This window comes from Enterococcus avium (genome assembly GCF_002891025.1).
GTDB classification, from domain to species: Bacteria; Bacillota; Bacilli; order Lactobacillales; family Enterococcaceae; genus Enterococcus_A; species Enterococcus_A avium.
Genome location: NZ_NBSL01000002.1, coordinates 2,463,701 through 2,479,386 on the forward strand (window position 1 = coordinate 2,463,701; position 15,686 = coordinate 2,479,386).

At 40.6% G+C, this 15,686-nt stretch carries 13 protein-coding genes; 2 read left to right on the forward strand and 11 right to left on the reverse strand.

Annotated elements, in window-relative coordinates; translation table 11 throughout:
* Window positions 1-37: 37 nt before the first annotated feature.
* The 7 genes from AUF14_RS12365 to ispE form a co-directional block, all read right to left on the reverse strand.
* Window positions 38-1,009 (reverse strand): ribose-phosphate diphosphokinase, encoded by a 972-nt coding sequence (locus AUF14_RS12365; protein WP_016179446.1) that lies wholly within the window; start codon window positions 1,007-1,009, stop codon window positions 38-40.
* Window positions 1,010-1,106: 97 nt separating this feature from the next.
* The gene (gene glmU, locus AUF14_RS12370) at window positions 1,107-2,474 is read right to left on the reverse strand and encodes a bifunctional UDP-N-acetylglucosamine diphosphorylase/glucosamine-1-phosphate N-acetyltransferase GlmU (RefSeq protein WP_049219225.1); all 1,368 of its coding nucleotides are present in this window, start codon (window positions 2,472-2,474) and stop codon (window positions 1,107-1,109) included.
* A gap of 159 nt (window positions 2,475-2,633) precedes the next feature.
* A complete protein-coding gene (gene purR / locus AUF14_RS12375; RefSeq protein WP_016179444.1) occupies window positions 2,634-3,452 on the reverse strand; it encodes a pur operon repressor in 819 nt (272 codons plus the stop codon).
* 336 nt (window positions 3,453-3,788) lie between these two features.
* The gene (locus tag AUF14_RS12380) at window positions 3,789-4,619 is read right to left on the reverse strand and encodes a metal ABC transporter permease (protein ID WP_016179443.1); all 831 of its coding nucleotides are present in this window, start codon (window positions 4,617-4,619) and stop codon (window positions 3,789-3,791) included.
* On the reverse strand, window positions 4,592-5,272 hold the full coding sequence (locus tag AUF14_RS12385) for a metal ABC transporter ATP-binding protein (protein ID WP_048720259.1): 681 nt from the start codon (window positions 5,270-5,272) through the stop codon (window positions 4,592-4,594). Before AUF14_RS12385 ends, AUF14_RS12380 begins: the two co-directional genes overlap by 28 nt.
* Before the next feature lie 17 nt (window positions 5,273-5,289).
* Window positions 5,290-6,255 carry a metal ABC transporter substrate-binding protein gene (locus tag AUF14_RS12390; RefSeq protein WP_102866069.1) on the reverse strand — a complete coding sequence of 322 codons (966 nt, stop codon included), beginning with the start codon at window positions 6,253-6,255 and terminating at the stop codon, window positions 5,290-5,292.
* 332 nt (window positions 6,256-6,587) lie between these two features.
* A complete protein-coding gene (gene ispE / locus AUF14_RS12395) occupies window positions 6,588-7,439 on the reverse strand; it encodes a 4-(cytidine 5'-diphospho)-2-C-methyl-D-erythritol kinase (protein ID WP_049219223.1) in 852 nt (283 codons plus the stop codon).
* A gap of 177 nt (window positions 7,440-7,616) precedes the next feature.
* Here ispE and AUF14_RS12400 point away from each other — a divergent pair, with 177 nt between their 5' ends.
* Window positions 7,617-8,021: an Hsp20/alpha crystallin family protein gene (locus AUF14_RS12400; protein ID WP_016179439.1), complete on the forward strand. Its 405-nt coding sequence runs from the start codon at window positions 7,617-7,619 to the stop codon at window positions 8,019-8,021.
* A gap of 44 nt (window positions 8,022-8,065) precedes the next feature.
* Here AUF14_RS12400 and mprF read toward each other — a convergent pair whose 3' ends face one another.
* Window positions 8,066-10,627 (reverse strand): bifunctional lysylphosphatidylglycerol flippase/synthetase MprF, encoded by a 2,562-nt coding sequence (mprF, locus tag AUF14_RS12405; protein ID WP_049219221.1) that lies wholly within the window; start codon window positions 10,625-10,627, stop codon window positions 8,066-8,068.
* A 391-nt stretch (window positions 10,628-11,018) separates the two neighbouring features.
* Here mprF and AUF14_RS12410 point away from each other — a divergent pair, with 391 nt between their 5' ends.
* The gene (locus tag AUF14_RS12410; protein WP_049219220.1) at window positions 11,019-11,318 is read left to right on the forward strand and encodes a bacteriocin immunity protein; all 300 of its coding nucleotides are present in this window, start codon (window positions 11,019-11,021) and stop codon (window positions 11,316-11,318) included.
* A 129-nt stretch (window positions 11,319-11,447) separates the two neighbouring features.
* Here the strand turns inward: AUF14_RS12410 and rny are convergent, their stop codons facing one another.
* The 3 genes from rny to AUF14_RS12425 all read right to left on the reverse strand — a co-directional run bounded on the left by rny (window position 11,448) and on the right by AUF14_RS12425 (window position 15,679).
* Entirely contained in the window at window positions 11,448-13,004 is a 1,557-nt protein-coding gene (gene rny, locus AUF14_RS12415; RefSeq protein WP_016179436.1) for a ribonuclease Y, read from the reverse strand.
* Window positions 13,005-13,257: 253 nt separating this feature from the next.
* On the reverse strand, window positions 13,258-14,307 hold the full coding sequence (gene recA / locus AUF14_RS12420; RefSeq protein ID WP_016179435.1) for a recombinase RecA: 1,050 nt from the start codon (window positions 14,305-14,307) through the stop codon (window positions 13,258-13,260).
* A gap of 124 nt (window positions 14,308-14,431) precedes the next feature.
* On the reverse strand, window positions 14,432-15,679 hold the full coding sequence (locus tag AUF14_RS12425; protein ID WP_048719424.1) for a competence/damage-inducible protein A: 1,248 nt from the start codon (window positions 15,677-15,679) through the stop codon (window positions 14,432-14,434).
* Between the last annotated feature and the right edge of the window lie 7 nt (window positions 15,680-15,686).

A 15,686-nucleotide genomic window follows, 5' to 3' on the forward strand; every position in this document is an offset into this window, starting at 1 on the left:
TGAATTTCTTCACCAACACTCATTGACGAAGAGCCATTTATTTTTTATGTGTTTCAAATAGTGGGCTAACTGGTTTGTTCTCGTGGATACGTTTGATTGCATCTCCCATTAATTCACCCACACTGATTTCATCGATCTTATCGATTTTACGTTCGTCAGATAAGTAGATTGAATCTGTTACGACTAAATGCTCGATCGCAGAATCTTGGATTCTTTGCATTGCTGGACCTGATAACACCGGATGAGTACATGAAGCGTAGACCTGTTTTGCGCCAGCTTCTTTCAACGCATTGGCAGCAAGAGTAATCGTTCCTGCAGTATCAATCATGTCATCGATAATGACACAGGTTTTGCCGTCTACTTTACCAATAATGTTCATCACTTCCGCAACGTTCGCTTTCGGACGGCGTTTGTCGATGATGGCAATTGGTGCTTTTAAGAATTCTGCTAATTTGCGTGCACGTGTAACCCCGCCATGGTCAGGTGAAACAACCACGACATCGTCGCCGCAAATACCTTTTTCTAAGAAGTAATCCGCAATCAATGGTGCACCCATTAAATGATCCACAGGGATATCAAAGAACCCTTGGATTTGCGAAGCATGGAGATCTAAAGTCAATAAACGTGTCGCACCAGCTTTTTCGATCATGTTTGCAACAAGCTTAGCAGTAATTGGTTCCCGCGCACGTGCTTTACGATCCTGACGGGCATAACCATAATAAGGCATTACGACGTTGATTGTTTTGGCACTCGCACGTTTCAAGGCATCAATCATAATCAAAAGTTCCATCAGATTATCATTTACCGGACTACTTGTAGACTGAACAACATAAACATGACAGCCACGAATACTTTCTTCAATGTTTACTTGAATTTCACCATCGCTAAATTGGGTAACAGAACTTTTTCCTAGTTCAACACCAACTTCTTCAGCAATTTTCTCAGCTAAGGGACGATTTGAATTCAAAGCAAAAATTTTCAATCTTGGATCAAAATAATGTTTCGACATGGGGACCTCCACTTTCTTTTTAAGCATACGCTACCGATTATATACCATTTCAAATAAAATACTAGTCATTTCCTTTTAAGAAATCAAGAGAATTCCCTTAAAATGGCAATCGACTCGCATAACCTTCTTTGTTTACTTGGCGAGCACGAGCAATTGCCATGTCGCCTTCAGCAATATCGTCAGTAATCGTTGAACCTGCTGCTGTCACACTATTCTCAGCAATAGTAACTGGCGCAATAATATTGGTTCCCGAACCAATAAAGACGTGATCTCCTACGTTGGTGTGATGTTTGTTCTTTCCATCGTAATTAACAAAAACAACACCGCAGCCGACATTGATATCTTTTCCAAGAGTTGCATCCCCAACATAAGTTAAATGGCCTACTTTGGTATTTTCACCAATCGTGGCTTTTTTGATCTCTACGTAATTCCCGATATGAGCATTTTCACCAATATCTGCTTTTGGACGCAAGTGTGCGTGTGGACCAACGTCCGCATTTTTTCTCACAATTGCTTCTTCGATGACAGAAGATTTGATTTCCACCTTGTCTTCAATTGTGCTATCAACAATTTTCGAGTGAGCACCAATAATACAGTCAGAGCCAATCACTGTATTTCCTTGGATTTGCACTCCTGGCTCGATAATGGTATCAGAACCGATATTGATACCAGCATCAATATATGTCGTCGCAGGATCAATGAATGTCACGCCATTAACCATGTGCTGCTTATTAATACGGCGACGCATCAATTCATTCGCATTCGCTAAAGCGATTCGATCGTTGACACCCAGCGATTCTTCAAAATCATCCGTTTTATAAGCTGCAACCGTTTGACCGTCATTTTTTAAAATTTCAACAATATCGGTTAAGTAGTATTCACCTTGTGCATTATTGGTGCCTATTTTTTCTAATGCCGCAAATAACTGTTCATTATCAAAGCAATAGGTTCCTGTATTGATTTCTTGAGTTCGCGCTTCTTCTGGAGTCGCATCTTTTTGTTCAACAATTTTTTCCACGATGCCGACATGGTCGCGTAAAATGCGTCCGTAGCCTGTTGGATCTTCTGCATGAGCAGTCAGAATCGTCGCACTAGCCTTTTTGCCTTGATGATAATCAAATAGATTATTCAATGTTTGCGTGGTAAGTAATGGTGTATCTCCGCTAATGACTAAAGTTGTCCCTTGTTTGCCCTTTAAAAATTCTGCCGCTTGCATCACCGCATGGCCTGTTCCAAGTTGTTCTGCCTGTAACGCATATCGGCTGCGATCACCCAATTGTTCCTTAACCATTTCCGCGCCGTGACCAACAATCGTTACGATGTCTGTTGGCTGTGTCTCAACCACCCGTTCAATAATGTGTTCCACCATTGGCTTTCCTGCAACTGGATGCAAGACTTTGTATAATTTTGATTTCATGCGGGTTCCCTTACCCGCTGCTAAAATAATCGCATAACGGTTTTCCAAAAGAAGTCACTCCTATTTCATTCTATTCATTTTAAATTTACGATTGATATTTGAAATCCGTAGTCCATTTTACTAGCCACACGCAAAAAAGGCTAGCTCATTAGACTCTCTCAAAGAAAAAAACTAGAGAGAGTCTTAAAAACCTAGCATTCTTATTGTCTATTTATTGAAGCAATTACCAGGTACAACACTGATAGTTTTCGTACTAGTATCAACGTCTTGAACAAATAGCAACGAATTATAGTCGTCAATAGCCCGCTCGCCTTTAAACTTAGACTCAGCAAAGACAGTAATTCCTACAAGTTCTGCTTCAAATTCTTCAATCAGGCTCTTCATTCCATTGACGGTACCTCCGCCCTTCATGAAATCATCCACAATCAAAACCTTTGAACCACGTTTTAAGCTGCGCTTTGACAGCTCCATTTTTTCGATCCGTTCTGATGAGCCAGAAACATAGTTCACACTAACTGTCGAACCTTCTGTAATTTTCGAGTCGCGACGAACGATTACGAATGGGGCATTCAAATAATAAGAGACTGCTTGCGCGATTGGTACGCCTTTAGTAGCAACCGTCATGACTGCATCAACTTTTTTATCTAAATATTGCGCCGCAATGATTCGTCCAACTTTACGTAATAAGTCAGGCTGACCCAACATATCAGATAGATATACATATCCGCCTGGCAATAAACGATCCTCTTCAGACAAACGCTCAGCCAAAGATTCGATATATTCCTGTGCTTCTGCATCCGTAATACTTGGTGTAAAGACAACACCGCCGGCAGCACCAGGAATCGTTTCTAGAAAGCCTGTTCCTCGTTCCTTGAAGGTTTTCTTTACAATTGCTAAGTCTTCACTGATAGAAGATTTGGCTGAACCGTATCGAGCCGCAAAAAAAGTCAATGGGATCAAGTCATGTGGATGATCCAACAAATATTGTGTCATGTCGATTAATCGTTCACTTCGACGCACTTTCACGTAATTCACTCCTATTTCGTATTAATGTATTTTTTCTTGGTGAAAAAGGTTGATGCTCAAAACGAATACCATTCCACTAATGAACTAAAGTTCAAAGTGGAACTGGCATCCTATTTCGTATTAGTGTATTTTTTCTTGATGAAAAAAGGTTGATGCTCAATGCCTATCATCGCTTAACTCTTATAAAGAAAAAGCAGATGATCGCCTATTCTGATTTATCGTTTCCCATTATAAGGGTTTAGCTGATAAAATTCGAGCATTTTCTTGTTTTAAAGTTTAAAAGTTCGGAATTTATTAATTATTTTGCAAAAAAAGAGGAAAAGCTTTCGCTTTCCTCTAATTTTGCATCTGTTTTCGCTGAACCAAGATCCGCAACTGACGGATTCCATTGATTACTAAAAACAATAAGATAAAACCAAGTGTGATCGTCGCACCCGGCGGTGTATCTAAATAATATGAACCAGTCAGACCACCAATCATTCCAATAAAGCCAACAAGCACGCTGACGAAGATCACAATGTTAAAACTTTTTCCTACTCGCATACCGATTGCTGCTGGCAATACCATGATAGCTGAGATTAACAAGGCTCCTGCGATTGGAATCATAATTGCAATAGCTACTCCCGTCACAACATTGAAAATCATCGACATCATACGAACAGGCAGACCATCAACAGCCGCGATGTCTTCATCAAAGGTCAATACATACATAGGTCGCTTGAATAGCAGGAATAAAATACCGACTAAAACAAAGAGAATTCCTAAAAAGATAACCTGTTGCCAAGTAATCGTCACGATCGAACCAAATAGATACGATTGGATGCTGACTGCCGAGCTTCCCGGAGCCAGACTCATTAATACCAATGCGATGGCTAGGCCGGCTGCCATTAAGATCGCAATGGAAATTTCCGAATAAGAGCTATACATATTCTGTAAATATTCCATGATGATTGCGGCAACAACCACTACTAACAACGTTGTTCCCGTCGGATTCAAATTCAAGAAGAAGCCTAATGCTACTCCTGCCAGCGAAACGTGGGATAGAGTATCCGCCATTAACGACTGTCGTCGAATCACTAGAAAGACTCCCAGCATTGGAGCGATTCCGGCGATAAAAATCGCTGCCAGGAAGGCACGTCTCATGAATTCATATGAAAGCAACGCCATTTTGAATTCTCCTTTCGCACCAATCGAATGTGGCGATCAATATATTTTTTGGTGTCCTCATGATCGTGGGTAATCATTAAGATACTTTTACCGTGCACATGAGCACTGTGGCGCAGTAAATTATAAAAATCATTGCGGGATTTTTCATCCATTCCCGTTGTCGGCTCATCTAGAATAAATAAATCCGGATCTTTAGCAAATAACCGTGCCAAACTGATTCGCTGTTTTTGTCCACCAGATAATTCTCCTACCTTCTTGTGACGCATATTCCACATATCTACTGACTCCAACGCCTTTTGTACATGTTCATGGTCGCGTTCAGATAACTTTTTGAACCATTTTCCTTGTGGATAGCGGCCAGATTCCACCAATTCTAAAACGGTACTAGGAAAACCGGCATTGAACGATGCTACTTGTTGTGGAATATAGCCGATACTCAATTTTTTCCCTTCGGCATTCTTCTTTGCAATCATAACTTTTCCGCTACTCGGCTTTAATAGCCCTAATGTCGCTTTGATCAATGTCGATTTTGCGGCACCATTTTCTCCCGTTAAAATGACAAATTCGCCAGGGTCCACATGATAGGACACATTTTCTAATACAGGTTCGTTGTCATAATAGAATGAGAGGTCTTCTACCTCGATATACGACATTCTTTTCGCTCCTTTTACTAATGAACACTTTCCTTCAATGCGGCCAAATTCTCTCGCATAACAGAAAGATAGTCTTCACCATCTTTGATTTGCTTATCTGTCAAACTCTCTAATGGATTCAAGACTTCCAATTTCACGCCAGTTTCTTTAGACAAAGTCTCGGCAACTTTTGAAGAAGCATTCTCTTCAAAATAAATGACCTTCACTTGGTTGTCATCCACATAATGTTTCAACTCGCTCAGACGACTTGGTGACGGTTCTTGATCGGGGGAAATGCCGGCAATCGCTTCTTGGGTTAACCCATACTGGTTAGCTAAATAGCCAAATGCCGCATGCTGCGTCACAAAGGTTTTATTCTTCGCGTCCTTAAATGCTGTTTGAAACTCTTCATCTAATTTCTTTAATTCATCAATATAGCTTGCCGCATTTTTTTCAAATGCTGCTTTGTCATCTGGATATTTTTTACTTAGCTGATCACGGATTGTTTCGACTTCCTTGATTGCCAAAGCAGGATCCAACCAAACATGGGGATCTAATTCATGTGAATGTCCGTGTTCTTCATGTTCCTGAGTGTCATGATCATGTGCTTCTTCGTGTTCATGCTCTGTGCCTTCCATCAATTTGATATCTTTAGAAGCTTGAATGATTTCCGTTTGTTTCGTATCAATCGTATCCGTCAAATTATCTGTCCACGTTTCTAGCTCTGGACTATTATAGACAAAGACATCAGAATCTGAAATTTTTGCCAAATCTTTGGCTGATGGTTCAAAATCATGGGGTTCGGTACCTGCAGGAATCAGCAATTCTATATCGCCTTTATCTCCTACCACCTGTTTGGTGAATTCGTACATTGGGTAAAACGTCGTCATCACCTGAATTTTTTCATTGGATGAGGCCTCTTTTTTCTCTTGTCCACCGCAAGCAGTCAGCAAAACAGATAGTACCACAGTTCCTAGTAAAAGTAGGCCTTTTTGCATCTTCATCTATCTAAACACCTTCTCTTCTCGTTTTAAGACAAAGATTAATTTAACAGATGTTTTTCTATCCGTCAACACAAAACGTAAAAATTACGATTTGAATACGAATAAGGCTGATAAACCGTAATATAAATGATATTTCATTCATATGAAGGATCAAACCTGTATTCGTTTTTCTTTTCTCCGAACGTTATTTTATCCATTAAATGAAACTTTATCTAACACATCATAGAAGATAGCCGTCTACTTTTTTTGTTTAAAAGCCACTTTGTTTCAAAACTGTTAAAATGAAAAAGCACCTTTCCAAAAGTTGGAAAAATGCTTTAGTCGCAGATTTTTTACTTTAATGTCCGCACTAGATATACTTCATCACAAAAACCTTTCAGCGCATTGAACACATGCTTCGCGCGGGAATACTTATGACACAGCGCATACACCGTAGGACCACTGCCGCTCATCATCGCAGCATCTGCGCCATATTTCAGCATACGATCTTTTAGCTGCTGGATGATCGGATGCTTTTTAATTGTTACGACTTCCATCGAATTCCCTAAGTTTTGGTTCATCTTCTGGTAATCATTTTCTTCAATAGCTGAGACCAGCGCTTGAATATCCGGATGATATAAATCCTCCATTACAATCTTAGCAAAAATCGTGCGTGTCGATACACTCATCCGCGGCTTAACCACCACTACCCAACACTGCGGCATTGGAGCAATCGGGGTCACTTTCTCACCAAAGCCCTCGACTAACGAGGTTTGTCCATATACACAATAGGGAACATCTGAACCAACCTCAGCACCTAAGCTAGCCAATTCCTTAACTGATAATCCCAAATTCCATAAACGATTTACCGCTCGTAAAGCCGCCGCTGAATCCGTTGAGCCGCCGCCTAAACCGGCCGCTACAGGAATTTCTTTATGAATTTTGACCCGTAAGCCCTGTTTTATCTCAAAGCGCTCCTTAACCAGTTCTAGCGCTTCATAAACATGATTCTTTTTATCGGTGGGTAAAAAAGCCTTATTGGTCTCAATGATGATTTTGTTTTCCGGAATTTCTTCCAAATACAAACGATCTGCTAGGTCGATGCTGGCCATGACCATCGCCAATTCATGCAAGCCATCTGGTCGTTTGCCTAAAATATCGAGGCCCAAATTGATTTTCGCTGGGGCTTTCTCCATAATTTCCATTTTCTCACCCGTTCAAATTTTTCACTAGACGATTCTATCATAGCCCATAATAAATGTATAGATAATTCATTCTAGCATAGGCGCCCTAAATTAGTTGAATAATTCCACCTGAGGCTTTACCATGAAAGAAAGAACAATGTTGCACGCCGGGATAATATAAAATAGGAGGAATACCAGATGAATCTACTGCCGAAAAATAATTGGTTAGATGGAGAAGAATTAGTAGGCAAGCTGATGAACACGTTTTGGGATGACCGAAAAATGAGTGTCGATATTCGCGATATGGATGATCACTATGAAGTCAAAGCGGATCTGCCAGGATTTGAAAAATCAGAAATTTCCGTGAACTATACGAATGAGATACTTTCGATTGATGCCGAACACACGAGCGAAAATGAAGTTAAAGATGATGGTCGTTTTGTCCGCCGAGAACGCTCCAGCAGTGCATACCACCGTCAATTTGTAGTGAAAAGCATTGATGAAGAAAAAATTAGCGCAAAATTTGAAAATGGTGTGCTCACGTTGATACTCCCCCGAACGGATTACGAAGAAAAGAAAGGTACATCTATCACGATTGATTGAAGTACGCATGAATGAAAAAGACGAGCCGTAACGGGCTCGTCTTTTTATACTTCGATCATTTCTTCTGAAATCGTGACACCTTTGTTCTTTCCTCGACCAATTAAATAAAGTAATTGTAAGGCTGAGAATAAAAAGCTGCTATCCTTCATATAAGCGAAATATCTTGGTCGCCATCGATCCACATAAACCGTTTTTTCCTCTGTAACTTGTTGAAAAGCATAAATCGAATGACCATATTTATAGATCAAATTCATGATCCGCTCTCCTAAAAAAGCAAAAGAAGTCTCGCCAACTTTGGCTAAAGGCGCCATGCCTTGATATACTTCACAATATCCTTGTCGTTTCAACTCATCCATCAAATGCAGCTTTAGAAAAGTCGGCAGCTCATTCGGTACATCGTTTCGGAAACGTAAAAGATCAAAGGACGCCTTCTCCTTATTGATTGGCTGTTCAGTGATAAATCCGACAATCCGATTTTGCGGATCACGTGCAATTCCGACATTACTTGTTTCAATGTACCCACGATCGAAGCGGCCTACTGAGAAACATTTTTCCTTTTCACCATTCAACCATTCATCTGAAATTTCCTCTAGCTCCTCAAAAACTTCCTCTGGCAGATTTTCAAAATAAATAAATTGATACCCCTCGTTTGTCAAGCGTTTAAATTCAAAGCGATCAGAAAAAACATCATGTTTATGACGAGTGAAATCCGTAACCCCCGTCTCACCGATCTTATCAAAATGAAAGCCTAAATCATGTAGGAGTAGAACATACTCTTCTGATATTTTATAAAAGGCCAGCTGATAGCCCAACTTATCTGCATGTTCCATAAAGGCAAAAGTAGCCGCCTGCCATTTTTCAGGATTGCCCACAGGATCGCCCAGAACAAAACACTTATTTGCTCGCGTCTGAAAACCAAAAACGATTTGATCGTTGCCGTTTTCTTGATAATAAAAATACTGATAGCCCGATACACGTAAATAATGACTAGCAGGCGTGCCGCCATAGCGATTGATTAAATAGTTGAAGCGTTTCTCATCCCAAGCAGCTCCCAGTTTTGTCTCACTTTGCGTTAAATATTGATAGAGGATCGCTAAACATAAAATTGATAAAATCAATCCGACTAAACCGGAGAACCAAATTTCTTCTGACGGGAAGGCGAAATATTTCGCCGATAACCGTTCCGTACTCCAGATCTGACCACTGTGATAGCCTGCTACCGCATAAAAGATAAACAATAATCCGAATAGAATCCCATCAAAAACCAACGCCCCCCAAGAATACACAAACCGTTCTCGGTAAAATTCCCTTCGTGACATCCAGACGATCAATAAAATCACCACATAAACAACAATCAAACGAACCGATGCTGTCCGCGCTACCGTATTAATAATCCCAAAAATCAATAATAAGATTGTTGGCCAAAATGCCCGCTTTACTTTTTGCGAGATTCCTCTAGCAAATCCCAGAAGCAAGAAACCAATCAATAAGTTCAATGTCTGATCCAGAAAATCAAAGGAGAACGGCAGTAGTACTTGAAATAGGCGGCTGATATTAGATAAGTTTGTTAATGTAGATAATAGAATCATCATAATCCCGGCAAAATAGACAGCACTGACCATAATGACATGAGCAAACTTTTGTGAAAGCACACGCGGCAGATTATCAAAATAACGATTCATTTTGACACTGGTATTAGTCAAAAAAATGACGATACCCGTTATAAAAGGAACTAGGTAATAAAATATTCGATAAAACAAGATCCAAACGACCGCTGTACTTTGATTCAACCCGAGATGCCCCAAACCCAAAATCATCATCACATCAAATGTTCCTGCGCCACCTGGCACCATCGTCAGCATCCCTAGACCAGTCGCAATCACAAACATTGGATAAATATCACCGATATTCAATTTCACACCCATCAAATAGCCAACCGATAAGAAGACTATCAGCGCACCTAACCATTGGCCCAATGATGCTAGATACAATTCAAAAATTTGTTTCAGCCGAAACTCTTTAAAAATCGTACGGCGTCGACTATAAACAAAAATGAATAAAAGCGGCGCAAAAGCACCACCTGCTAATAACCAAAAACGATAACGCACAAAGGGATTTTGTGTTCGAAAAATAATCAAATCTAAAGACGTAATGAAGGCCATGATGGAAAGCCCCGCTAGCATGAAAATAGCAATCTTGGAGATCACAGCCAGTACTTTTTTCTTCTCCATCCCCTTACCGTAAAAACTAGAGCGCAGACTCACTCCGACCACACCGCCGAATCCGGCCAAATTATTGATTGTATTAGTGGTCCAGGCAGAAACTAGCCATTCTTTAAAGTTCATTCGCGGACGTCCCGTCGCTTCGAGTGTCGTGATTGCCACGTGATCATATAAAAGCATGGGCAGAACACCACAAAGGCCGATCCCAAACATACTTAATAATGCTACTTGATCCTGTTGCTTGATCGTTTGCCAAACGGTTTGCCAACTCATTCCATGAGCGATATTTTTCACTTGATTCGCCACGAAAAATAAAACAATCCCAAAGAAGATGATTTTTAATAATGTAGCATGCCGTTTGAACCAGCGACTGATTGTCGTCATCCTTTTACTCCCATTCTTTCTTTTCTTGTACTCTATTTTAAATGAATTCTTGCTTTGAAGCTATCCTTTTAAATAAATGAAGCGTTTTTTAAATAGCAGTGTCTATTTTTTCTAAAAGCCCATGTTTCTTTGCTGCTATAAGCAACATCACACTAATACAGCGGTTATTTATTAGCATAATGACAGTACTTTTTATTTTAGAATAATTTTCTGACGTTCAAGATATTTGAGTTGAAGCTTTCTCCTAAAATATTGAATAGGCTAACAGTGGCAAATAATGAGGAGTTAGCGTATCTTGTGATTATATCCTTACTCAAGAATTTAGGCAAAGCCAGCAGACCAAAGAGTAATCTACAGTCTCCTCCTTGAGTAAATAATTAAGGAGTGAAACATGATGTCAAAACTAAACTGGTTCTCAGGTGGAAAAGAACGCAGCGATCAAGTTCTCGCACTCATTACAGAAATCCTAAGAGAATTAGACACAGATCAAAATAGTCAAGCACTACAAAAAGTATTAGCTAACTATCAAAATGAATTAAGAAAAGAAGAACGCCCTATTCCATTTATGCTGAGTCAAATGAATGTAGAGATTTCCAACATCTTAAACAAAAAGGCTATTTCCTTATCCACTACGCAAGCAAAGAAATTAAAGCAGCTACTTACCTTATCATACATTCGTTATGGCTATTAATAGAGATTTTTTTTGCTTGGTTATCAGTCGCTGAGTTATCCAAGCTGAAACGTCTAGAACGAAAAAGAAATAAGAGCTCAATCTTTCCCATAGGCGATTGAACTCTTATTTGGTTACTAAGTCTGTTGACTATTTTGCATAGTCGGTTGCTCGTGTCTCACGAATAACCACTACTTTAATATGTCCGGGGTAATCCAATTCGTCTTCAATTCTGCGACGGATATCGCGAACCAAACGAACAGAATCCAAATCAGAAATTTCTTCTGGTTTGACCATAACACGTACTTCACGTCCGGCTTGAACTGCGAAGCTAGAATCAACTCCATCAAAACTATTTGAAATGTTTTCTAAGTTTTCTAAACGACGGATATAGTTTTCTAAAGATTCACTCCGCGCACCTGGTCGAGCAGCTGACACTGCATCGGCAGCGGCTACTAAAACAGATATCACTGAAGTTGCTTCTGTATCTCCATGGTGAGAGGCAATTGCATTAATCACGACCGGATTTTCACGATATTTCGCGGCTAATTCAGCGCCAATTTCAACGTGAGACCCTTCAATCTCGTGGTCTAGTGCTTTACCAATATCATGAAGCAATCCTGCGCGTTGCGCTAATTGAACATTTTCACCAAGTTCTGCAGCTAACACACCGGTTAATTTCGCTACTTCAATTGAGTGATTCAACACGTTTTGACCATAGCTGGTACGGAAATGCAAACGACCTAAAATCTTGATCAAATCTGGATGCAGGGTATGCGCACCAACTTCAAAGGCCGCTTGTTCCCCGTATTCGCGAATACGTTCATCCATTTCTTTGCGAGATTTTTCAACCATTTCTTCGATCCGTGCCGGATGAATCCGGCCATCTTGAATCAATTTCTCTAACGTCATCCGAGCAATTTCCCGTCTGATTGGATCAAAGCCGGATAAAACAACCGCTTCTGGTGTATCATCAATAATTAAATCGATCCCCGTCAATGTTTCTAATGTTCGAATATTACGGCCTTCACGTCCAATGATGCGACCTTTCATCTCATCATTTGGCAATGTAACCACCGAAACAGTCGTTTCAGAAACAGCATCAGCACCACAGCGTTGAATCGCCATCGCTAAAAGATTCTTCGCCTTGCGATCAGCTTCTTCCTTGGCACGTTGCTCAGATTCCTTGACCATAACGGTTAACTCATGGTTCAATTCCTCTTCGGTTCTCTTCATAATTACTTCTTTCGCTTCATCCTTCGTTAAAGAAGCAACCTGTTCCAATTTTGTTTGTTGTTCATTAATCAGTTGTTCTACATCTTTTTCTCGCTCGTCAATTAATTGCTGTCTAGCACTGATCTTTGTTTCTTTTTCTTCCAGTGAGTGCTCACGCTTCTCTAGAGAATCATCTTTACGATCTAAAGTCTGTTCTCTTTGAAGCAAGCGATTTTCTTGTGATTTTAATTCTTGTCTGCTTTCTTTCAACTCACTTTCAACTTGTGCGCGATACTGCTGGTTTTCTTCCTTGGCTTCCAACAAAGCTTCTTTCTTCAAGGTTTCCGCTTCTTTATTTGCATGCGTAATGATCCCTCTAGCTGTGTTTTGTGCCCCATCAATTTCTTTTTCATGGCGTGCTTTTGCGACCATGAAACCCAAACCAAGACCGACAATTAAACCGATGATAGCGAGGAGAATAGGAACTAACATTAAATCCACCTCCGTACTATCTTATTTACCTATCTGTAGTTTTTTGATAAACGAATGTCAAATTATCAATATGCCTACTTGCATATGTGTGAGAGTCACACAACTTTATTCTAATGTTTGTCTGATAGCGTGTCAACTTTATTTCTCTTTTGCCAGATTCAACAATAAAGCGCTTTGATCCGCTGTAAAATAGTCCGCAAAAAAACACTAATGACCGGACAAATATGCCTCATCATTAGTGTTGATTTGTTTTTTATTCATCTAAAGGCAATTCTTCCTGACCCGCTTCTTCAGCTTCCGTCACATCGCCTTCTTCACCGATACCATAAGCTGCACGTACACGTGTCGCAACTTCTGCCATCATTTCTGGATGATCCGCCAAATACTTCTTAGCGTTTTCGCGTCCTTGTCCAATCCGATCTTCTTTATAGCCATACCAAGCACCGCTCTTGTCGACGATGTCTTGTTCCACAGCCATATCTAACAATTCGCCTTCTTGCGAGATTCCGAAGCCATACATAATATCAACTTCAGCTACCTTGAATGGTGGCGCTACTTTATTCTTAACGACTTTGATCTTGGTACGATTACCAACGATATCCGTTCCATTTTTCAATTGCTCCGCACGACGTACTTCTAAGCGAACGGTTGCGTAGAACTTCAATGCACGTCCACCAGGCGTTGTTTCAGGATTACCAAACATAACACCGACTTTTTCACGAATTTGGTTAATGAAGACGGCAATAGTCTTTGTTTTGTTGATAGAGCCTGACAGCTTGCGCAATGCTTGTGACATCAAACGAGCCTGCAGACCAACGTGCGCATCACCCATCTCGCCATCGATTTCAGCACGGGGGACTAGCGCGGCCACCGAGTCAATAACGATAATATCGACTGCGCCACTTGAAACTAAAGCATCTGCAATTTCTAAGCCTTGTTCCCCAGTATCTGGTTGTGATAGCAGCAATTCATCAATGTTTACACCTAGACGTTGTGCGTATTGAGGATCCAATGCGTGCTCGGCATCAATAAAAGCTGCCGTCCCGCCATGTTTTTGAACTTCTGCAATCGCATGCAGTGCAACCGTTGTTTTACCAGAACTTTCTGGACCATATACTTCGATGATTCGTCCACGAGGGTATCCACCAACACCTAACGCAACGTCCAATGCCAAAGAACCGCTTGGAATTGTTGAGATTTGCTGATCGACCTTTTCTCCTAATTTCATGATCGAACCTTTACCATAATTCTTTTCAATCTTCTTCATTGCAGCATCTAAGGCTGCCTTGCGATCATTTGCCAATAGCTGATCCTCCCTATTTCTTATAATCAATATGCTTTACACATCATTATTGCTTTTTCAATATCCCTAGTTTATCGGTTTGAAATCAAAAAAGCAAGCAAAAAACGAACAAACATTCGCTTTTTTAACTTTTGTTTAGAATTGCTCGCCGTACCATGTCTAAGCCCTTCATGACGGAGCTATGGCGGACATACGAACGATCCCGAGTAAAATGATTTTCACTAATCAACGTCTCACCATCTTTTTGAGCCAACGCAATATAAACCGTTCCCTTAGGTTTTCCTTCCAGCTCGTCAGGACCCGCCACTCCGGTAAAGGACAGAGCAAAATCTGTTTCTGCTAAACGCAAAGCTGCTTCTGCCATTTCCTTCGCACATTCTTCACTCACCACGCCGACACTTTCTAGTAGCATCGGATTGATACCTAGAAAGCTTGCTTTAGTTGTCTCGGAATATGTGACAAATCCCCCTGGAAAGACCTCAGAGACGCCAGGAATCGTACCTAACGTCGCTTGAAATTCACCAGCAGTTAAGCTTTCTGCTGCTGTGATACTCAGCTGTTTTTCTTTCAGTAAGTTCACCACAACTTCGACTAAGCTGTTCTCTTCTCCATAACCATAAAAGAACTCGCCGACTTTTGCCATGATCTCGGCTTCTGTTTGATTTAATAAAGCATTTGCTGAGATCTCATCCTCTGTTTTCGCTGTGATCCGCAAAGTCACCTCATTTGGCTTTGCGTAAGGTGCGATTGTGGGATTAGACTGGTGTGTAATCATCTCCGCTAAGTCGGTCACTAATTTCGATTCTCCGATTCCGAAGAAACGCAGTACCCGAGAAGTAAGCTTTTCCGTTGTTGGAAATTCTTTTTCTAACAATGGTCGGGCTTGTTCCAAGAACATTGGCTTTAATTCGCTTGGTGGTCCTGGCAATAAGATATAATTGTTTTTCTTGCCTTTATATAAACAACCAATGGCTAAGCCAGTACGGTTCGGTAACGGAATCCCATCTTGCAATGTTTCGATCTGACGTAAATTATTCGGCGTCATCGTACTTTGTCGTTGGATAAAGAAGCTGTTAAGGGCTTCTAATCCTGCTTGATTTTGTACTAATGGCACTCCGACGTGCTCGGCCAAAACATTTTTCGTTAAATCGTCATCCGTTGGTCCTAAGCCGCCGCACAAGATAATCAATTCACTACGTGTATCTGCTAATTGCAGTAACTCTTCTAAACGCTGCGGATTATCCCCTACAACGGTGTGATAATAAACCTCAATTCCCATATCCGCTAGCTTTTCTGACAAGAATGTTGCATTGGTATTCACGACTTGTCCTAATAAGAGCTCTGTGCCCACGGCAATAATTTCTGCTTTCATTTATTCC